This window comes from Microbulbifer echini, assembly GCF_041447225.1.
Classification (GTDB): Bacteria; Pseudomonadota; Gammaproteobacteria; order Pseudomonadales; family Cellvibrionaceae; genus Microbulbifer; species Microbulbifer echini.
The window spans coordinates 90,150-110,042 of record NZ_JBGMEL010000008.1 but is presented as its reverse complement, the minus strand read 5'-3'; the positions used below and the strand labels follow the sequence as shown (position 1 = coordinate 110,042).

The window sequence follows — 19,893 nt, the reverse complement described above, 5'->3', positions numbered from 1 at the left end:
AAGAAACGTGGTGGATTCTCCCAATTAAATATTAGCCGGCCGCCTTGCTGGCCAGAATTCTCGCGTTGAAATCCAGAACCATCTGTGGCTTATCGGTAAACACTCCATCTATGCCTTGTTCCGCTAATAATATTAAATCATCGGGTTCATTGACGGTAAAAATATAGTTTTTTAGTCCTCGCTGCTTGGCATCGGCCAGTAGATCTGTATTGAGGAAGTCCAGAGCTGTGTGTAGAGAGTAGGCTTTTAGAGGGGTAGCGCAGGTGGCAAGATCGAGGGGCACTCCAAGTATTATTACGCCGCGGCGCACCTCTGGTAGTAGGCATAGGCACTCGTACAGTTGACGTTGATCAAATGAAGAAACGATATACTGATCAAAAGTGGCGCCCTTATCGATGACAAATGCGCGAACCTCCTGCGCGAACAAGTTTGCACAATTGGGACCTTTAAGTTCTATATTTAGCTGTGCTCTGTCACCAACAAGCTCCAAGACTTCTTGTAATATAGGAATGGTATTACCGCAGGGTAGAGGCCTCTTTCTAAGAGCTTCAGCACACATATCCGTAATCAGCTCTCTTCCTGGCTGTAAACGTCCCAGGCGTCTGTCGTGTGTGACTAGAAGTTGACCACCGATATTCCATATATCGATTTCAATACCGACAACCGCCAGTTCCATAGCGTGCTCAATGGCTTGTAGGGTATTTTCGCTGGCTGATCGTTGGTAGCCGCGGTGGGCGAAACAGAAGAGGGTGCCTGATGTCATTAGCTGAGAATCCAATCAATAGAGATTTTGCTAATCTGTCATGAAATTGTTACGACAGAATTATACTATTACTAAAATTAAGAATTCATAGTGTAGAACGTTTAATCAGTAAAGTTAGTAACACATAATATACTGATTACTTTAGGGGATTATACCGGCTATCTATGAAGGATATGTCTCGATATCTAGCTGGCCAACAAATATTGCTGCTTGGGTGGAAATATGCGAACAAACGAATTTGTTAGAAATGAAATCTGTATTTGAGTATAAACTATAATTTTAAATTATTTTCCATGATTGTCTATGTCTTTTTATGATGAGGCCAAAATAGTATCAGTTATTTTTTGATGGGATATGGACTTATTCTAATCCACAGAAACAAATTAATTCCAATAGGTAATTGGCGTAAATTTAGATGATAGGTGGATTTTTGTGGTCACAATTTAAAGGGCGGTTTTGGTTGCCCTTTTTGAGGCGGTTGATTCCATGTAAGTTTGATCATGTGCCTATGTTTTTAATTTCTATCCTGTTTGTGTAAGTAATAATGATTCTGGTGATTTAATGTCACGTATATTGGTTACTGGTGGTGCTGGGTTTTTAGGATCCCACTTATGCGAAAGGTTGTTAAACGCTGGACATGAAGTGTATTGCGCAGATAACTTTTGTACCGGGACGAAATACAACATTCAACACTTATTGAATAATACTTGTTTTGAACTGATTCGGCATGATGTAACACTCCCGTTATACCTAGAAGTTGATGAAATCTATAATCTAGCTTGCCCAGCTTCGCCCGTTCATTACCAACTTGATCCGGTACAGACACTAAAGACCAGTGTAGAAGGCGCTATTAACATGCTGGGTCTTGCTAAACGTACTAAGGCTAAAATATTTCAGGCTTCGTCAAGTGAAGTTTACGGGGATCCCGAAGTCCATCCTCAGCCTGAGAGTTACTGGGGCAAGGTTAACCCTGTTTGTATGCGAGCATGTTATATGGAGGGGAAACGTTGCGCGGAAACATTATTTTTCAGTTATTACCGACAGCATGGATTACAAATCAAGGTTGCGAGAATTTTTAATACTTACGGGCCCCGAATGCATCCAAATGACGGTCGTGTTATCAGTAATTTCATCGTTCAGGCCTTGAAAGGCGATGACATTACCATCTATGGAACAGGACAACAGACAAGAAGCTTTTGCTACATAGAAGACTTGATTGAAGGATTAATTTGTCTGATGGGAACATCGACAGAATTTACTGGGCCCATTAACCTGGGTAGCCCATATGAGATAACGATTGCCCATCTGGCGAAGCGTGTGCTTGCATTAACAGGATCTTCATCAAAACTGGTCTTCCTACCAATGCCTAAAGATGATCCTCAGCAGCGCCAGCCAGAGATAAGCCAGGCAAGGAGGCTGCTTGATTGGCAGCCAAGTGTAATGCTCGACCACGGGCTTAGCCAAACCATCACCTACTTTGAGCATCTCCTTTGTATGGGAAATGATAGTAGCCAATAGGGAAACAATTACCAAGGCTATGATTTTAGCTATTGGGTATACTTTATACCGATTTTTGCATCCACTAAGTATTTAACTGGCCTGTTTCGGTACCTCTCAATATCGTTAAACCCAAGAGAATAATGCATCGGTCAAGATGAACCCTACATATTCAATAGTGTATTAAAAAGTTACTGGCGTCGGAGATAAAGTGCTTGAGCATTTTTCCAGAGAACCTTACTGGCCCCCGGTTCACCTAAAGTGTCTTTGATCAGAGTGACATCTTCATTACAAAAGGGGCGCGGCGCCCTTGTCGAGGGAAGGTCAGAGCCAAACATAAGGCAGTCTGAGTTTGCCTGGTATAAATTGTTGATAGCTACCGCTGGGTCGAAATCAACGCGACCGAATCCCGAGGCTTTCACTTTGACGCCTTTCTCTGCAAGTGAGAGTAAGTATTTCAAACCAGATGAGCTGAGTCCGAGATGATCAATAGATACTCGTGGGAGAGTGACTAAGGTAGTCATGAGAGGCTCCAGCCGAGCGGCGTCTACATAAAGCTCTACATGCCAGCTAGCGAGGTCATAGACTCTCTGGGAAAAACTTTTGATTTTTGTTATATCCTCAGAACCGCCACGCTTTAGGTTGAACCTGACAGCTCGAACCCCCTGATTATTTAGCGCCAAAATAGTTTCGTCACTGCTGTCGGATAGAATTTGGGTAACGCCCACAAACCCTTTGCCCAGTATATTCAGTGCGTCTTTTAGATAGGTTTGGTCCTGCTTTTGGAACGATCCTGAAACGACAGCGCCGCCAACTAAGTTAAACTCTTTTAAAGATGATAAGTAGTCATTAATAGTAAAGCTGTTAGGAGTAAATCCCTGGTTAGGATAGATTGGATATCCGGGAGCAATAATATGAAAATGACTATCAAATACTGTGGTTTTTACGGTTGACATAATAAACGACTCATAAGATATACTGGGTAGGTCATTGATTTCTACCAAAATACTCCGTCACAAAAAAAACCATGTTAGAGGAATAGATGGGCCAGACTTACTAGATCAAATTTTAAGTTTGCGCTGCCATAGGAAGTGCTAGGAAGGAGAAAATGACGAAGGCTAAGCCTCCTCTAACGAAAACACAATTTCTTGGGTTATTTGCCCTAAGCCTAGCGGTTTTCCTGATTGCCAATGACTTTACTGCTTTTTCTGTGGCAATTCCAGCTATGGAAAAGGAATTTAACTCCAATATCACCACAGCTCAGTGGGTTATTAATGGGTATACCCTGGTCTTCGGAGTTCTTATCATCTCTGGTGGACGTCTGGCAGATATGCTTGGACGTCGTCGCATCTTTTTTATCGGCACCGCGATCTTTGTTTTTTTCTCCCTGCTCGGTGGACTTGCGGTTGATATGTGGATGCTCTTGGTGTCAAGGGCATTGATGGGTATTGGCGGAGCGTTGATGTGGCCGGCGATACTGGGGATGATCTATGGATTGATGCCGGAGGATCGTTCCGGTCTAGCTGGTGGCTTAATTATGACGGTCTGCGGCGCATCCAATGCGATAGGACCAATGCTCGGAGGAGTGTTAACTGATTTAGCGAGTTGGCGTTGGATATTCTTTATTAATCTCCCAATAGCCCTTTTGGCGTGTCTAGTCTGTTGGAAGGTGGTGGCAGATGACAGCCCAGAAGATGTGAAGGAGAAGATTGATTACGCAGGTGTAACAACCCTATCTATCTCCCTGTTTGGTTTATTGGTTGCATTAGATTTTGCTGTAGATTTTGGTTTTAAAAGTCCAATCATTATTTCCCTATTTTCAATATTTCTGGTTTTTATGGGTCTGTTTATTATCGTTGAGCGCAATGCGGGGATGAATGCTTTGATTCCCGAGGACGTAGCCAGAAATAGTAAATTTTTTGCTGCAGGTATTGCAACCCTTTTATTATCAGTAGTTTTCTTTGCTGCTTTGTTATATGTCCCCCAGTTTTTGACAAAAGTTCGAGGATATTCCGCTGCATTTTCCGGTATTGGTTTATTACCCATGATGATGGTATTTGGTATTGTTTCTTATATATCAGGTAGTCTTTATGAGAGGTTGGGAGCAAAAGTTATCGTATGTGCCGGTACTATATGCATGTGCGTAGGAATGTTTATGCTTTCCCACTTGACTAAAGATACTACCTACCCGGTATTGATTCCCGGATTAATGATACTGGGTGCTGGGGTTGGGCTCTTTTACTCCACGATCACCACAGCAGCTATCACCGTGGTGGACCCCTCAAGATCTAGTTTGGCAGGGGCCATTCTGTATATGTTCCAAATTGCTGGGGGAGCTATCGGGCTGGGCATGAATACGACGATAGTGGCTATGGCTCCAGACTTACCGACTGGAATAGATAGAGCGTTTACTGTGAATGCTTACCTGGCCCTCGCTGGATTAGTAGTCTGTATATTATTTGTTAGTGGTAAGGATGTAAAAGTGGACTATGAAGAGGAGGGTATCTTATAAAAGAGTTAACTATAGATGTGAGGATGAATCGGATAAAAAATTATTCTCTCTTAAAATAGCTTTGTATCCACTATCGATTAGTTCTAATAAATGAAAGGTTCTTTTATAGAGTTACTGCCAATGGTTCGTGCTGCTACGAGTTTTTTACTGTTTCCGACTTATAATTTTCATGCTATTTAAGGGGGTTGTCGAAATATTTTATCAGGAATTTAATTGACCTCTGGTTTCCCTAGGTGTATGAGGTGAATCATTATTTATTTTTTTGAATGAAACATTGGTTATGAAGGTGGGGGTAAAAATTACAAGGTATAAACCATTCATAAAAAAAATCACGTAGTGCTTAAGAGGTTGACAGGTCAAATTTTCTAGAATCAGCTGTGTTTCTCAAGTGGAAAAGCTATTTGAAAGATAAAATGACAAAATCCAATACACCACTGAATAAAGATCAAATTCTAGGGTTGGTCGCATTAGGTCTGGCGATATTTTTATTTGGGAATGATTTTACGGCCTTCTCCGTAGCTATCCCCGCGATGGAAAAAGAGTTCAACTCAAACATCACTACGGCCCAATGGGTCATCAATGGATACACTCTTTTGTTCGGTGTTCTGATAATCTGAGGTGGCCGTTTGGCAGATATGTTTGGACGCCGCCGTATCTTCTTTATAGGCAGTGTTTTCTTTGTACTATTTTCCTTTCTCGGTGGCCTTGCGGTTGATATGTCCATGCTATTGGTGTCGAGGGCGTTGATGGGTATTGGCGGCGCCATGATGTGGCCAGCAATCCTGGGGATGATTTATAGGTTGATGCCTGAAGATCGATCAGGTCTGGCAGGGGGCCTAATTATGATGATAGGTGGTGCATCAAATTCAATGGGGCCGATGCTGGGTGGGATGTTAACTGACTTTGCCAGTTGGCGCTGGATCTTCTTTATCAATATACCAATTGCTGCTCTGGCGTGTTTTGTTTGCTGGGAGGTAGTTGCAGACGATAGCCCGGATAATTTGGAGGAAAAGATAGATTATGCAGGTGTAACAACCCTGTCTGTATCCTTGTTTGGCTTGCTGATTGCTCTGGATCTTGCGGTAGACTTTGGTTTCAAAAGCCCGTGGATTGTATCCTTATTCTCTGCTTTTTTGATATTTATAGGGCTTTTTATTATTGTGGAAGGTAGTGCTGGGAGCAATGCTCTGATACCTAAAGATGTAGTCAAAAATAATAAGTTTATTGCTGCTGGAATTGCAACCCTTTCTCTATCCGCGATTTTTTTCAGTGTTGATGTATATTCCTCAGTTTCTTACCAAAGTCCATGGTTATTCCGCTATATTTTCCGGTATTGGATTACTCCCAATGATGCTCATCTTTAGCATTGTTTCATATATTTCTGGCAGCTTATATGAACGGCTGGGGGCCAAAGCTATCGTTTCGGCCGGTACCGTATGTATGTGTGTTGGAATGTTTATGCTTTCCCATTTAACTGAGCATACAACATATCCTTCTCTAGTTTCCGGTTTGATGATTCTGGGCGCAGGAGTAGGCCTTTTCTATTCTACAATTACTACGATAGCAATAATGGTTGTCGCTCTCTCCCGCGCAAGTTTAGCTGGCGCCATATTTTATATGTGCCAAATCGCCGGTGGTGCCATTGGGTTGGGAATGAATACAATTATTGTTACAATGGCCCCGAATTTGCCCTCAGGTATAGATAGAGCTTTCACTGTGAACGCCTATTTAGCACTGGCTGGATTGGTGGTCTGTCTATTGTTTGTTAACGGTAAAGATGTCGAGGTGGATTATACAGAGGAAGGAATAATGTAATGATATTTTTAATTAGGTTTTAAGAGTTATGCTAATTGTAACCTTTTTTAGTTTGCAGAGAGCCCTAGTGAACTTGCCCCTGTTTAGGCCCAATATTCTGATGGGCTCCGCACAGGTTCTATTAGGGGCCAGAATGCTAAGAGCGGCCATCATTCCATGAAAAAATTAAATAGATGGCGGCAATTAAAGATAAAATTATTGTAAGCTTTACAGGTAGGTTGGATTCTCTGTGTAAGCAGATTTTTTTCCTTTAAAGGAATTATAAAATCTCAGGTGCGCTTGATGCGAAAAGGTGTTGGCTCTAGAGTAATAATCTCTGATCCAGTTCACTAGCATATTAAGATTTGCATCTTGCGCTTCTTTAGAATCATACTTGTGCGGTTCCCAGGGGCGATTTTTGGCATTATCTAGGCACTGTTTTACATTAAGATCCATAAATATGATCTCGGTGGCTTGGGCAATCAGAAGCTCAAGCAAATCGGTATAGCACCCCTCCACAACCCAGCTTACCTGCTCTTTAAGGAAAGTCTTCATTTGAACTCTAGACTCTTCTATAGGCATTCTCTGGGGAGGTGTAGTTGGCAGCCATGCTAGGGAGTCTAAATCTAAGTGATACAATCCTGATTTTCTGGAAAGATGTTTCGCTAATGTGGATTTCCCAGAACCTGAATTACCGAATATCAGTATCTTATCCAATTAAAAACCTCTTTGAAAAATACAATGCTAGCGTTTTGTATGTAAACTTCCAGCATTATCCGAGTTGTAGTTGAATTACAAGTGCAGGCATAACAACAGTAAATAACTAGGTTGTACTATAGACACGTTCAATAATATCGTATCTACTAATCCTGCACAAAATATATCACCTTTTATTATAGCGTGATACTAACCAGAGGAAAGTTCTACCCTAAAATACCCTTGACCGTGCTTAGATGTTCGTGTTGAGGAGTATACCTGATTCCGTTGTTGGGTGAAAAACCATAGTGCTCAGCAAGTGCAGTCACCAGTACGTAGGTGTAGAAGTCACCAATCGAGGTATCGCCACTAAATTTATCTGCCGCCTTTAACAGCTTTTGTTTGTTTTCTGATAATTGCTGTCCTGTTTTTTCAAAATTTAAATAATCGCGTGTATCGCTATACATCCAGGCAACGATAATGGTATTCCCCATTGCTGTAGGTGCAAAAATGCCTACCACATTTGAGGCGACAGCCAGGAAATCTCGGCGGATTGTTTTATAGTATTCACTCCAAGAAGCATCGAATGAAGTAAGGTTCTTTCTCATCCCCTTAAGTGCAATAATTGTCGCTACAACACCATTAATTTTAGACGAAATGTCATTGATAGAGGCTACCAATGAGAGTGAAGAAATTGCAAAGTTCTCACGTCTGTCTTCTTTGAGGGCTTCATTTTTACTAATTTTCTTGTCTATTTCTTTTGTGAGGTGTGCGGTGGAGCATCGTCTTTGATAGTCAACAGCTGCATGTCTGAAGCTTTCTCGCAGTTTATCCAGTCGCACAATTTCAATCGTAGGTACTTTTGAAGTTAAGTATTCTTTGAGAAAGGAATGAATGGCCAGAATACAGCTCACTTCACTGTTGAGATTGTTCCAATAAACCTGTCCTTTAGCAGAACGGTCACGACCGGCAATATAGTTGTTGGTGACATCCTTATTTATAATTTTGCTCCAAGCATCATAGCCTGTAGAGCAAAACTTAACCATCTCTTGTATTTTCGTATCAGTAAAAACATCTGCACTCATATTCAGTCCCTTTATGAGGTGGAATTTATAAAATGTAAAATCAATGTCGCTTTTGTATTGAATTCAGAAAAAACAGTTATAACGAGCGGCATAAGAATAAAGATAAGGATCCATAACCTTGAGTATAATAATTATAGAGCTGCCATGCGGAGTAAGGTATGCCAAAACCCAACAGGTGCAGCTGCCACTCGATAAACGCAGAGAACATTAGCATATTTACTGCTCAAATAAATTACTTGTTGGCACACCGCATTGGTGATGAAAAATGAGCATGTACTTTGGCTGAGGTTAAGAAAACTGAGGAGCTGTGGTGTTGCTGAGTAGCGTGCAAAATGGCACTAGAGTACGTAAATGTAAGTGGCTGGTTTGTTTTTATACATACATTACAAGCTGAAATAGTGCAAAAACTTTCAAGAGTGAACAAGAAGAAAGGGATGTAACCTTCTAGCGAAGGTTTGTTATGGAGGCTGTAAACCTAATTGTGTAACTGATTATGATTTCTTCCGTACTCTGCATCGGAGGAAATTATGAGCAGAATAGTGAATAACAAAGCACTTGAACGGCAGCTTCAATATCAGGTCATAGAGTTAGCCTGGGGGGGGAATCTGAAACCAACCTCTACGATTTCACCGAGAAACTGGTCAAGATGACCGTGGAGGCCGCACTTGGTGTAGAGCTGGATGAGCACCTTGGCTACCCCAAGAATGACCCAATTGAGCACAACTCTGTCAACAGTCCCAATGCACTAGCTCCAAGCGCCCCAAAGACCGGCTTAGAGTGGTTGATATCAGTGTTCCCCGCGATATAACTGGCACCTTCAAGCCGCATTGTGTTCGCAGGGCGCAGGCTCGCCTTACCGGAATGGTCGATCAAATGCAATCCCTATACGCGAAGGGATGAGTACCCGCGATATCGCCGATGCCTTCAACGAATGTGCGATGCCGAAGTCTCAGCAGCCCTGTTATCTAAGGTTACAGAGCTGGTGCACAGTGCTGTGGCAGAGTCGCCCATTAGACCGGGTTTATCCTATTGTTTACCTTGACTGCATTGCTTAAAAAATCACACCATAATAAGCGGGTAATTAATATAGCTGTGTATGTGGCCCTGGGTATAAACATGGAGGGCCAGAAAGAGCTATTGGGCCTAAGGTTTGCTGAAACGGAAGGTGCCAAATTTTGGCCATCTGTGCTTACTGAGCTGAATAATCTTGGTTTGGAAGAGTTATTGATTGTATGCGTTGACGGTCTGAAGGGCTTCCCAGAGGCTACTGTGACAGAATACCCCCAGGCCAAAGTTCAGCTCTGTACCGTGCACATGGTACGTAACTCGCTAAAATACGTCCCCTGGAAGGATTACAAGGCCGTTACGGCCAATCTAGACCTCTGCCACAGAACCGGCAGCACAGATGGCGCGGGAGCGGTTTGTATCGGGGTGGGATGATAGCTACCCCCAGATTAGCAAGTCCTGGACGACCACTGGGTAAGCCTAACCACTCTATTTGAATATCCGTCTGAGATCCGCAGAGTGATCTATACAACCAACTCAATAGAGTCTCTCAACAGGGTTATTCGTAAAGCCACCAATCAACGCAAGGTGTTCCTTTCGGATGACTCCGCGATAAAAGCGGTGTATTCAGCTATGCAGAGCGCCGCCAAAAAATGGGCTATGCCGATCCGTAACTGGAAGTCGACTTTAACCCGATTTATGATCGAGTTCGGTGAACGACTCACCGATTATCAATAAACAACTGGAAGAGGCGGTTCGACAGAATTATTTACATTCTCGAAACGTACACTATTCTAAATATTTTACGCAATAAGAATCTCTATCTATTTAATAGATTACTTCCAAAGACCGGCTAACGACCCAATATCCACTTGCTATCCCCACTAGATATATTGCATATTTTGACTGCGTAAGGATGTGATTAGTAATTTCGGAAAACTTCCACTTGGAAACTGCCAGTTTAGCCATATAAGCTAAAAAAAGTAAAAGCAAGACAAATATTAACTGTCCTAGTTCAACGCCTATATTAAAGCTGATTAAAGCCGTTATTTTCTGGTTGTGAGGAAGGCCCAACTCGGCCAACGCACTGGCAAACCCAAATCCATGTAATAACCCAAAACCACTAGCGACAATGGCTGGAAATCGCCAGGCTAAAGTTTCTTTGTGTCGATGGTTACCAGCGTTTACAATCTCAGCAGCTAATACCATAATACTCAGCGGAATTAATACCTCTACAATATCCACCCTTACACTGAATACGTTCAAGCTTGCGAGCCCGAGAGTGAGTGAGTGCCCTAAGGTAAATCCGGTAACTGCTATTGTAATCCCTTTTAGATTACGGGCAATATAGACCAGACAAAATACAAAAAGCAGATGATCATAGCCTTCCAGTATATGTAGGAATCCAGCTTCAATGTATTGTCTGACATATTGCCAGATAGACAACTCGGAAGGTAAATGTATCTCTATGGCCTCTGGGCCATTAAAGAGATTAATGATGCCGCCATTCATTTGCTCAAAGCGGATTAGAGTAGATAATGCTGGATTAGCAACTGGATATCCGATCTTTATTATCAAGCGTTCATCTGGCTGGGTATTTGTTTGTGAAAGGGAAGGCTGACACTGATATTTTTTGGTGTTGTAACGAGAAAAAAATTGTGTCTCTGGTAGTATTTGGCAATAATCACCTGTTAGGTATACTTCTGGTTCTGTTCCAGGTTGCATAACCGGTGGGATTTTCCAACGCAATATATATTGGTTTTCTGGGCGTTCTTGTAACTCTATATAAACTGGTCTTCCGTCATGGGTAAAACCAAGGTTGCTAAATGCAACACCGAGTAAGGTAGCGAGAAAAATTAGTGAGTTTTGGTAGAGATGTCTATTTGGCATAGGTAACTTCCGTAGATACATTCGGCATAGGAGAGCTCCATACAACCTGGTATCTGTTCATCAATTCTTCTATCTTACGCCGCTTTTTTTCTTCCATTTTTTCGTGACGATAATCTGCTCGCACTAATGGGGCAGCTTCTCTAAAGTTAGGCAGGCGGCTGCTTTTGTTACTAATGGCAAGTACAAGATGTAGGCCATAAGGGGATTCAAAGGGACCCGACCAGGTGTTTAAGGGCAGTTGAAAAGCCCATTTTGCAAAAGCATCCCCAAAATGACTAGCCACTAACTGGGGGGTACGCTCTACATAGTTTCGATGAAATACAAACCGATCCCCATAAAGAGAGGATTTCTCAAAGGCTTCTGATTTTTTTAAAAGATGGTCCAATGTTCGTTTTGCTGTTTCCTTTAGTTTTATCTTTGAGTGGATTTTATGATCGAAAAAAACATGAGTGAAAGTAATGGAGGCGTCAATGCGATATTTTTCCTGGTGAAGTCGAAAGTAAGCCTCCAAATTATCTTCGTTAATATTGATATCTTCGAAGAAACCTTCAGTCACATATTCCAGCTTCTGAATAAGCCGCCGTCGTATAATCTGATCATTTTCTTGCAAACCAAGATTAATCGCCTCACGGTATAGTATCTCTTCCTGAATGTAGTCGGCAATCAGGTTGGCCCTTTCTATGTCTGTTAGATTTTGCCAATAACGTCTGGAATAAATTGGGTTAAAAGTCTTTTTTTGGTACTGAATATATTCAATTAAGTTGTCTTTATTTAGGAGTATGATGTGCTCTTGGTCAGAGCCATCACCTTTCTTTTCTATTAATTCGGCACCAACAAATAGAAGCAATGCAATAATCAAGAAGTGTATTAACGGATCCCTGCCCAATCGACTAAAGCTCCAGTACATACAATATCCCCCGAAAATATCTAAAGATCATTCACTCGAATATATAAACTGTTTTCTGGACTAGACTATTTACCTGCTTTACAGCATTGGTTCATCAATATGCTATGGTGTATACCAAATGGGAGAGGTATAAGCACGTTCCTGGATAACTGCGGGCCCTTCAGAGGGTATCTGAATGCTACCATTGTTGATTTCTTTTGTAGCCACGGCATCGTAAAGTGAATGGCGTGGTGTCGGGATCTGTAATACACGCACATAGTAAAATGCTCTTTGATCAGCATCAAAACTCGGATCTTGCCACAAGGTAGATAACTCAAGAGAGCCCAAGGTGTTGGTATATAGACCTGTTTCCCGGTCAACGGTATCGCCCACAGGAATTAATTGTCCTCGATCACTCGAGGAACGTTCCCCAGACCAGGCAACATTAAAGATCTTCTCATAGCTTCGCCCCGACTCATCCAGCCACGATTTTACGACTTGGATTCGATCCAGATTTGCTCCTTTCGGGTCTTTAACCGCGCGTATTAACAGCTGAATTGGTTGCTCTGTCGCCTGTGGTCTAGTTAGCTCTCCACCCATTGGCACTCCGTAGATGTAGCCCAATTCAGCGATATTTTCAGCATCTATTGCGTGCTTTGGAAAATCCCACCCGGCAAATACACGCACCTGTATTCTTGGTCCTGTAGTTGCATAGACCTCGCGACGCTTAAACGCGGCGAAAAGGCTTTCGCGTGTGTTTTCACCTGCCCAAACTGCGGCGAGTCCAGAAGCAGACATATTCCAGCCAGTTGCTTTTGTTCCACCAATCACCGTGTGGGCGCGCTTACTCGCGGGTGTCGAGTCATGGGCAAATTTACCCCAGAAGTTATTCTCCTCTGCAGTCGATAGACCAGTATGAGAATCGGTGGAACCTATGAAGCCAAACTTATAGGGATTTACGCCAATTTTCTCTTCCACCTCCAAGCCAGTACGTAAGGCGGATCGAGCATAATCACCCTTAGCGACTCGATAGGACTCGGGATCGGCTTGTAGGTAAAATGGATAATTTTCGAAATCGGCGAAAGGATCTAGAGGTGAAAGCTGTGAATGCGTTTCGGAATCGCCCTTAATTTGTGTTACCTCTACTAAAGGCTCCCAGCGCATACGTGTACGGGCATATTGTGTATCAATTGGCTCACCACGTAGTGTAGTTTCTGCGAACATGTAACCCTTTGATACGTTAGAATTATGCGGAATAGCAATGAATTCACTGCCAGTTCGCTCAGAAGTCTCATCCAGCCAGCGCCATAAATCTTCAGGGTACTGACTTTGGTCTGACCCAAAAGGCAGATACTGCCTGGCCTGTTTTGACCCATTCGGGGATACCACCACCCTGTGTAAGTTAGCTCCAGTTGGCGTTGAACTCCACTCCCAGCCGATAAAGCTTGTAAAGGTGCCGGGGTTGTAGTGGCGCTCTGCGGCATCGATTATCTCGTTCCAGGCACTTGCTCGGGTTTTATTTAGATCTCCCAGCACTGGTTCTGGGGGCGTATTAGCAGGATCCCGAACAGGATCTACGAAGACTTCGGTGTTAAGTGCCTTAGTTGGCAGTAGCTCATTGAAAATATCCATACCCTCATTCACTGAGACTTTATAGCGAATATGCTGCTTGGCAAACCAGCGCATTATCGACTGGTGAAAGGGCATTTCAGTATCGAGTTGATCTGTTTTATTGACCACTGCTCTCATAACCCCCAATCCCTCCGCGTGATCTGAAACCACAAGAAAATCCAGTGGCGTATTTATACGTACCTTTGCATGAGTATAAGGATGAATAACTGGCTGTCCTTTGGCCCAACGATAAGCTGTGTCTGGTGTTGCCGAATAATTTTGACTTAGGAAGGCGTCGAATGAGTAAGAAGTGTGAAGATGCATATCTCCCCAGAAAAGCTGAGTAGGTTCATTCGCCTCAGTACCTACGCATACAGTACTTAGCGTCACCCAGGTAAGCACGGTTGCCTTCTTCATTAGATATTTCATAATTTAATCGTTTAAGTAGCCTGGTATACTTTGAAAACACTAGATTTCCTTAACATACAAAGCGCCTTAGGTTAATCTTGATAAAGGGAAAAATATTAGATTTCATGCTACTCGCCTGGGTTATAGGCTTCTTTGCCTATCCAGACAATCTGTTGACTAATTAGGACACATTTGCAAATGGCTGAGAATGGACACACAACCATTGCAACCTGGGTACTACCCATTATTGAGGCTCTAAAATCCTATTGTTCTACCCAAGAAATCTTGCAACGAGCAGGAATTGACCCTAGCTGCATAGGAGATGCCAATCAAAGAATCCCTGTAGAGAACATGAAAAAATTATGGATCCTTGCTGAAACTATATCTGGCAATGATTGTATTGGCTTGCAAGTTACTAAATATGTCAACCACACAAACCTTCACGCCCTAAGCTATGCCCATTTAGCGAGCAGTTCTATCAGAGAAAGCCTATTGCGATCAGCTCGATTCTCAGAGGTGGTTAGTACTGCCATGAGAATGCATGTTCGCGAAGAGCGGCAACATGTCGTAGTATCCTGGGAAAAAGCAGAGGGTTTATCATATGAACCTAGTATTCATGCTATAGATGCCTTTATGGGCCTACTAATAAAATCTATTAGCAAGATATGCCCAGATGTTTATCATCACTTAATTGCAATTTATCTAGAGCGATCAAGGCCTGCCATTCCTAAATATCACCAAATGATGTATGGATGCCCTATCAAATTTTCAGCAAATATTTGTGAGATTAGGCTTAGGCGTGATTTTGTAGATCGACAACTCACTTCGGGCAATAATGAATTAGCCAAAATTAATGAGATGGCACTTATAGATTATCTGGATCGTTTAAAGAAAAATGACATGGTTAGTATGACAACTAGGGTTCTTATAAATCTGATGCCTTCAGGAAATTTTTCGCAAGAAGTGGTGGCTGGAGAGCTTGGCGTTAGCTGCCGTAGCCTACATAGAAAACTAAAAGAAAATGGTTCCAGTTATCAGTCCATACTTAATAAAGTTCGTGAATATCAAGCTATGCAATATCTCAAACAAAAAGAATTGCCAATTACATCCATCACTTATTTGCTCGGATTTTGTGATACCAGCAGTTTCTCAAGAAGGTTTAAACAATGGACTGGGCAATCCCCGCGGGATTTTCGTAATAAGCATGTTAAATATAAAAAAGACTAGATATTCGCATAATAAAAAGAAAAACACTTTATATAAAGTGAAGGCTGTTTCATTAACCTTGCAGAGCTGCTCGCGCACTTAATTTCTAAAAAGAGTAATATTTATTAATTGCTTTAATAGTCTAGGTCTACCTTTTGCTGATATGTCTATAAAGGTTGCTCCATCCATTAAGCACAGGACATGCGTTTAACCTATTTTTTTTTGATATTTACATTCAGAGTGCTCGTTGAAAAATCTTTTCCTGGTTATTCGTCACGGATGGCTAGCTATACGAGGTATTAATTTAGAGAGCGCAGCGGGACTATCTTCAAGATAAGATAGAATTCCTGGGTTTTCAGTATCGATACTATATGCTTAATTGTAAGAATTTTTCTCTGCTGGTGCCTTGTATCAAGAAGTAAAGGGGAGAGTGTATCGAAAAATTAAGCTGGTCAAGGCTTCATGGCGAAAGGTGGTTGTCAAAGAAGGAGATATCTATATTTTAATTAAGACACCCCAATGACTTGGGTTGGGATGCCTTAATCGTGTTACTAATTAATAGTCAAGTTCTCAATTGTAAATTTTTCCCATGGACCTAGAACCTTGCGGTTTGCATTCGCACCACCGTCGTGCTCAGCAACAATATAGTTCCTGTGGCGGACATTGAATAAGGAAATTTGATCACCATTCTGTAAACATCCTGTATTATTTGTATGATTTATTAATTCAAATGTCTCCCAGCTATACCTATCAGTGACAGTGACATCAAGCGCCCCCCATTCTTGGGCACCGTAATAATAACCGTCGGTAGTTTGCAGCCATACATCATCACCGTGAACAAAACAGCCCTGCTGAGCGCTGTTACCGCTGAGAATAATTGTCTCTTGGCTTCCGATTGTTGAAGCATTTGCGTTGACAGTTTGACCGTTACCTCCATTACCGGTTGCAGTCAAATATTTACCGTGGGCGCTCTTAAGGGCTATTTTCTTAGACTGAACCGCGGGTTTACCAATAGCTATATAGCCCACTACGGCTTGTAGTTTTTCTCCTTTTTCTCTGTGGGCTTCTTGCACCATTAGGCTGATCTCAAAAGAGCCTGTTTGTTTATCCCTAATTCGAGTACCAAGAGTTTCACTCATATTCTTTCCTTGTACCTGGCTCACCAGGAGGTAATCCTGAAGGTCAATACCAACGGTTTGGAATTCAGGGGAACCAGTTAAGTTATCTTCCAATAATATGGCATTCACATGAATTTCAGCTCCGTTGGCCGCCGTATAAGTACCGGCTTCCATCACAACATAATGCAGAATTTCAGGCAATTGAACACGATCATTCGAAGCAAACTCTGCTATCCGAACCTCAAAACTATTGGAGGTGATATTACGAATTTCAGCGGTGATGGAATTGGGGTTGGCAACGCCAATGACAGAAGTAAACACCACTGGGTTGGTATAACTGAAATCCAATTGAACAGTAATCCAATCGTGATCTACACCATAGAGTTTATCCGCCTCCCCACCAACAAAACGACGGTTCTGGAAATGTATGACATCGACTTGCTCACCGCCGTGATAAGTTTCAGAATCCAATGACTGCTCCTCTACATTTACCAGGAAGCACTTACCGTTAGTATCTTCCGATATACGTGAAACAATTGGATCCGTACCATGAAAGCTAACAGTTTGGTGTAGTAGAATATCATCGGAACTTTCACAGTTATCTTGACCCGTACCAACAGGGTTGTCGGTCACATCGTTGACTTGGTAACCACGCACAAATGCGGTTTCTATGGTGGACGTATTGTTGACGCCCGCGAGTTCCCACATTTCCTGATCCGTTAAATCATCGACATTTGCTTCCCAGCTATAGCCGAGTATTTTCCCATCTACTTCAAGTGTGGTTTCCCAGACATGTCGCTTTTCGGCCCAGCTCCAACGCCACTTACTCTGGATCTTGGCTTGCGAAATGGTGAATATGAAGTTGCTGAAATCTCCATGGGTCTGAGCATTGCCGACAACCGTTGCCCAAATCTGTTCATCGCCATTACAGCTGTAGAGCTCTATAGCCTTTTCATTGCGTATAAAGGATTTTGTATCCTGGCAATGGCGATAGACAGCCACATACCCTTCACCTTCTCTTGCAAATAGCCAGTTATTGAAGCTGGAAGTTTCATCAAACTTATCAGCCGGCCAAATTAAGTTGACTGATTCCGTCGCAAAGTCATCTATTGGCAGAAAATCAGTGGCATTACCCACCCCTTCCATAAATCGCAGTTCCATAGCCGGCTTGTATAGAACCAGAGCTACATTCTTATTTTGCTTAATATAAGGTAAATTTGTATTCATTTGCTCCTGACCACCAGCCTTCCAACCACCATATTCCGCTCCTGAGCGTGTGGTAATCTGGAGTGTCCCCGTTGTGGCAACCCAGGGCTGCTGCTGCCAACCAGCATTACCCGCGTGGTAGTTTTGATAAGAGCTCAACTGCACTACACCATGGCGATAGAGGTCCAAGGTTTTTTCTGAAATAAGAGAGCTGGTTGTAAAGGGCGCGCTGGTTTCCGTAAGTAGAACACCAGACATGTCAACCATATCGTCTGCCAGATTGGACTCCACGATGATGTCTTCAAAGAAAAAATTTAATCCGGCGAGAGGTGTCAGATAGTATTCCAGCATCTCGTCCGCCAGTTCGGGGTGAGCGTAAGCTCCAGCGGATTGAGAAAAAATAAGTTTGTCTTGTAAATCCAGACCTGCCCATATGGAATCCACATCCGAGATGGGATGACCAGAGGAATAGCTGATATTGACTTCACCATTGAGTTTTTCCAGGCGATTATAGGCAACACTACTGACATCCAAGCTGGTCATGGAAAAAATATCCATATGTGATCCACCACTGGTAAATACCTGAGGACCCATGCCGGTTATTAGAGCAATAAAGCGTGAGAAGTTATTACCCAGGTCGTTCACTCCCTGATAACTACCCTCATAAGCCCGCGAATCTGCAGCCGTTGCAGCGCCAAGGTCATTAGTGACCATAGCTATATCGTTGAGAAATATTAGTGCGACCTGTCCGGCGAGTGTCTTTATTTCCTGATCTTTTGCATAGTCATAGAGGTTTAATAAAGCAGATAGCGAAAAACCACTATAAATATTTGAGGTAGACTCATAGACGCCATATTGTTTTTTAACTTCTAAATAACGCACCAAGCGCTCTTTAATTTTTTCTGGACCGCCTCCGATATGCCAGCCCTCCATTTCCCATAGTAACCAGCTACTAGAGAGCCACATAAGTACGTGGTTCTCAGAAGTGTAGACACGTACCCGCTCGGTATCTTCGTCTTGCCAATATGGGAGCTTGATGATCTCATTTAGAATTAGATCATCGTAGTCATTACTCTCCGCCAATACACGAATATATTCCAACAGTGGCATATCTGGATTTTTGTAGGCGTGCTTGCCTGGGGTGAAAAGTTCGGTTAACCGTTGGGCCAATGCTTCCCTGTCCAGCGGAAGACCAAGATGGGCTCTGAGAATCATGTGGTTATTATTTGGCTCCTCTCTTGCAGCGTCGAAAGCCCGCTCGATATAGGCGGCTTGACGTTCACGAAAGGCTGCTAGGTAGTCTGGATGTGACCCAGTATCATAGTTCGCCAAAGTCCACAGCTGAGCGCTATCTTCAGAGTTTCGGGCCCCTGTGCTAAACCAATCTGATATATCGACATCAAGACCAAAATAGTTTAATGCGGTAACCGAGTCATCAGCCACCCCAAAGAAAAAATCAAGTGTGCCTTCAACAGAATTTGTCAGGCCATCAAATAGCCATTCACCAGTGTCTACTAAAAATCCTACTGAGGTTGTTGCAGCATCCTCTACCGTAGTGACAACGTCTTCGACAGCTTCTTCAGTTTTTGCTTCAACTTTCTTCCAGCTTTCGGTAATCCAGCTTGTAAAATTATCCCATATCCCTGCATGTGCATAGACTGGCATAATCAAACTAAACAATAGCGCGATATACACGATATACACGCCTGCTCTTTTAAAATTCATGGCAAAATCCTATATTATTATTTTTTCTAAAAAATATACCGGATAAGATCTCCTGCCCTTAACGCTAAAGATTAGCCAGTTGGAAATTAGTCATCAAACGGAGCATTAAAACATTATTGAAAAAATTCAACTTCCAGCATGGGAATGGTTAACTTTAAGTGACCTTAATGGCGCAGGAATGGTATTAATTTATATTGCTTAATTCAAACATCACAAGCATGCAAATAACTACACCTAAGTGTCCTATTGTTAACCATTAAATTAGTATAAGGTGGATGATCCGATTGAAAATATAAGATCGATATCTTCCGCCTTCGAGAACTTTGGATGTGAGAAATTGTTTCAAAATTGACGCCATATTATTTCTAATTGTTGAACAATAAGGTGGGCTGGTGGGCTAGCGATTAGCAGTAAACAACGAAGACATTACTGCAATCTCATATTTTAGAGGTAGAGGTAGAGGTAGAGGTAGAGGTAGAGGTAGAAAAACT

The 19,893-nt window shown here is 42.4% G+C and carries 14 protein-coding genes and 1 pseudogene; 7 read left to right on the top strand and 8 right to left on the bottom strand.

All coding sequences use genetic code 11. The features are described from left to right. Positions 1–31 precede the first annotated feature (31 nt). Positions 32–763: a glycerophosphodiester phosphodiesterase gene (locus tag ACCI51_RS09795; RefSeq protein WP_299588189.1), complete on the bottom strand. Its 732-nt coding sequence runs from the start codon at positions 761–763 to the stop codon at positions 32–34. Positions 764–1,324: 561 nt separating this feature from the next. Here ACCI51_RS09795 and ACCI51_RS09790 point away from each other — a divergent pair. Continuing rightward, complete coding sequence (locus tag ACCI51_RS09790) at positions 1,325–2,281, top strand: UDP-glucuronic acid decarboxylase family protein (protein WP_371843433.1); 957 nt, start codon at positions 1,325–1,327, stop codon at positions 2,279–2,281. A gap of 170 nt (positions 2,282–2,451) precedes the next feature. Here the strand turns inward: ACCI51_RS09790 and ACCI51_RS09785 are convergent, their stop codons facing one another. Then, positions 2,452–3,216 (bottom strand): amidohydrolase family protein, encoded by a 765-nt coding sequence (locus ACCI51_RS09785; protein WP_371843432.1) that lies wholly within the window; start codon positions 3,214–3,216, stop codon positions 2,452–2,454. Positions 3,217–3,368: 152 nt separating this feature from the next. Here ACCI51_RS09785 and ACCI51_RS09780 point away from each other — a divergent pair, with 152 nt between their 5' ends. The 4 genes from ACCI51_RS09780 (at position 3,369) to ACCI51_RS09765 (ending at position 6,587) form a co-directional block, all read left to right on the top strand. Further along, positions 3,369–4,772, top strand: coding sequence for an MFS transporter (locus ACCI51_RS09780; protein ID WP_371843431.1), 1,404 nt, complete (start codon positions 3,369–3,371; stop codon positions 4,770–4,772). A gap of 401 nt (positions 4,773–5,173) precedes the next feature. After that, positions 5,174–5,389, top strand: coding sequence for an MFS transporter (locus ACCI51_RS09775; protein WP_371843430.1), 216 nt, complete (start codon positions 5,174–5,176; stop codon positions 5,387–5,389). 18 nt (positions 5,390–5,407) lie between these two features. Further along, positions 5,408–6,136, top strand: a complete 729-nt coding sequence (locus ACCI51_RS09770; protein ID WP_299588215.1) for an MFS transporter — start codon at positions 5,408–5,410, stop codon at positions 6,134–6,136. Next, positions 6,048–6,587 carry an MFS transporter gene (locus ACCI51_RS09765; RefSeq protein WP_371843429.1) on the top strand — a complete coding sequence of 180 codons (540 nt, stop codon included), beginning with the start codon at positions 6,048–6,050 and terminating at the stop codon, positions 6,585–6,587. Before ACCI51_RS09770 ends, ACCI51_RS09765 begins: the two co-directional genes overlap by 89 nt. A 207-nt stretch (positions 6,588–6,794) precedes the next feature. Here ACCI51_RS09765 and ACCI51_RS09760 read toward each other — a convergent pair whose 3' ends face one another. After that, positions 6,795–7,283 carry an AAA family ATPase gene (locus ACCI51_RS09760; RefSeq protein WP_371843428.1) on the bottom strand — a complete coding sequence of 163 codons (489 nt, stop codon included), beginning with the start codon at positions 7,281–7,283 and terminating at the stop codon, positions 6,795–6,797. Positions 7,284–7,489: 206 nt separating this feature from the next. Further along, positions 7,490–8,347 (bottom strand): hypothetical protein, encoded by an 858-nt coding sequence (locus ACCI51_RS09755; RefSeq protein WP_299588168.1) that lies wholly within the window; start codon positions 8,345–8,347, stop codon positions 7,490–7,492. 1,092 nt (positions 8,348–9,439) lie between these two features. Between ACCI51_RS09755 and ACCI51_RS09750 the strand changes: the two are divergent. After that, positions 9,440–10,090 (top strand): annotated as a pseudogene (locus ACCI51_RS09750) (IS256 family transposase). A gap of 90 nt (positions 10,091–10,180) precedes the next feature. On the opposite strand, the gene ACCI51_RS09745 reads toward ACCI51_RS09750, so the two are convergent. From ACCI51_RS09745 to ACCI51_RS09735, 3 genes are all read right to left on the bottom strand, one after another. Beyond that, on the bottom strand, positions 10,181–11,242 hold the full coding sequence (locus tag ACCI51_RS09745; RefSeq protein WP_299588165.1) for a HupE/UreJ family protein: 1,062 nt from the start codon (positions 11,240–11,242) through the stop codon (positions 10,181–10,183). Further along, the gene (locus tag ACCI51_RS09740; RefSeq protein ID WP_299588163.1) at positions 11,232–12,149 is read right to left on the bottom strand and encodes a peptidylprolyl isomerase; all 918 of its coding nucleotides are present in this window, start codon (positions 12,147–12,149) and stop codon (positions 11,232–11,234) included. Before ACCI51_RS09740 ends, ACCI51_RS09745 begins: the two co-directional genes overlap by 11 nt. Positions 12,150–12,251: 102 nt before the next feature. Next, a complete protein-coding gene (locus tag ACCI51_RS09735) occupies positions 12,252–14,156 on the bottom strand; it encodes a DUF3604 domain-containing protein (RefSeq protein ID WP_371843427.1) in 1,905 nt (634 codons plus the stop codon). Between the two features lie 189 nt (positions 14,157–14,345). Between ACCI51_RS09735 and ACCI51_RS09730 the strand changes: the two genes are divergently transcribed. Then, the gene (locus ACCI51_RS09730) at positions 14,346–15,374 is read left to right on the top strand and encodes an AraC family transcriptional regulator (RefSeq protein WP_371843426.1); all 1,029 of its coding nucleotides are present in this window, start codon (positions 14,346–14,348) and stop codon (positions 15,372–15,374) included. 530 nt (positions 15,375–15,904) lie between these two features. Here the strand turns inward: ACCI51_RS09730 and ACCI51_RS09725 are convergent. Further along, the gene (locus ACCI51_RS09725) at positions 15,905–19,402 is read right to left on the bottom strand and encodes a fascin domain-containing protein (RefSeq protein ID WP_371843425.1); all 3,498 of its coding nucleotides are present in this window, start codon (positions 19,400–19,402) and stop codon (positions 15,905–15,907) included. Positions 19,403–19,893 lie beyond the last annotated feature (491 nt).

What these genes read in the sequence shown, in the direction of transcription:
- ACCI51_RS09795 (WP_299588189.1), bottom strand. Translation starts at nt 763, where the DNA reads ATGACATCAGGCACCCTCTTCTGTTTCGCCCACCGCGGCTACCAACGA.
- ACCI51_RS09790 (WP_371843433.1), top strand. Translation starts at nt 1,325, where the DNA reads ATGTCACGTATATTGGTTACTGGTGGTGCTGGGTTTTTAGGATCCCAC.
- ACCI51_RS09785 (WP_371843432.1), bottom strand. Translation starts at nt 3,216, where the DNA reads ATGTCAACCGTAAAAACCACAGTATTTGATAGTCATTTTCATATTATT.
- ACCI51_RS09780 (WP_371843431.1), top strand. Translation starts at nt 3,369, where the DNA reads ATGACGAAGGCTAAGCCTCCTCTAACGAAAACACAATTTCTTGGGTTA.
- ACCI51_RS09770 (WP_299588215.1), top strand. Translation starts at nt 5,408, where the DNA reads ATGTTTGGACGCCGCCGTATCTTCTTTATAGGCAGTGTTTTCTTTGTA.
- ACCI51_RS09765 (WP_371843429.1), top strand. Translation starts at nt 6,048, where the DNA reads ATGTATATTCCTCAGTTTCTTACCAAAGTCCATGGTTATTCCGCTATA.
- ACCI51_RS09755 (WP_299588168.1), bottom strand. Translation starts at nt 8,347, where the DNA reads ATGAGTGCAGATGTTTTTACTGATACGAAAATACAAGAGATGGTTAAG.
- ACCI51_RS09745 (WP_299588165.1), bottom strand. Translation starts at nt 11,242, where the DNA reads ATGCCAAATAGACATCTCTACCAAAACTCACTAATTTTTCTCGCTACC.
- ACCI51_RS09740 (WP_299588163.1), bottom strand. Translation starts at nt 12,149, where the DNA reads ATGTACTGGAGCTTTAGTCGATTGGGCAGGGATCCGTTAATACACTTC.
- ACCI51_RS09735 (WP_371843427.1), bottom strand. Translation starts at nt 14,156, where the DNA reads ATGAAGAAGGCAACCGTGCTTACCTGGGTGACGCTAAGTACTGTATGC.
- ACCI51_RS09730 (WP_371843426.1), top strand. Translation starts at nt 14,346, where the DNA reads ATGGCTGAGAATGGACACACAACCATTGCAACCTGGGTACTACCCATT.
- ACCI51_RS09725 (WP_371843425.1), bottom strand. Translation starts at nt 19,402, where the DNA reads ATGAATTTTAAAAGAGCAGGCGTGTATATCGTGTATATCGCGCTATTG.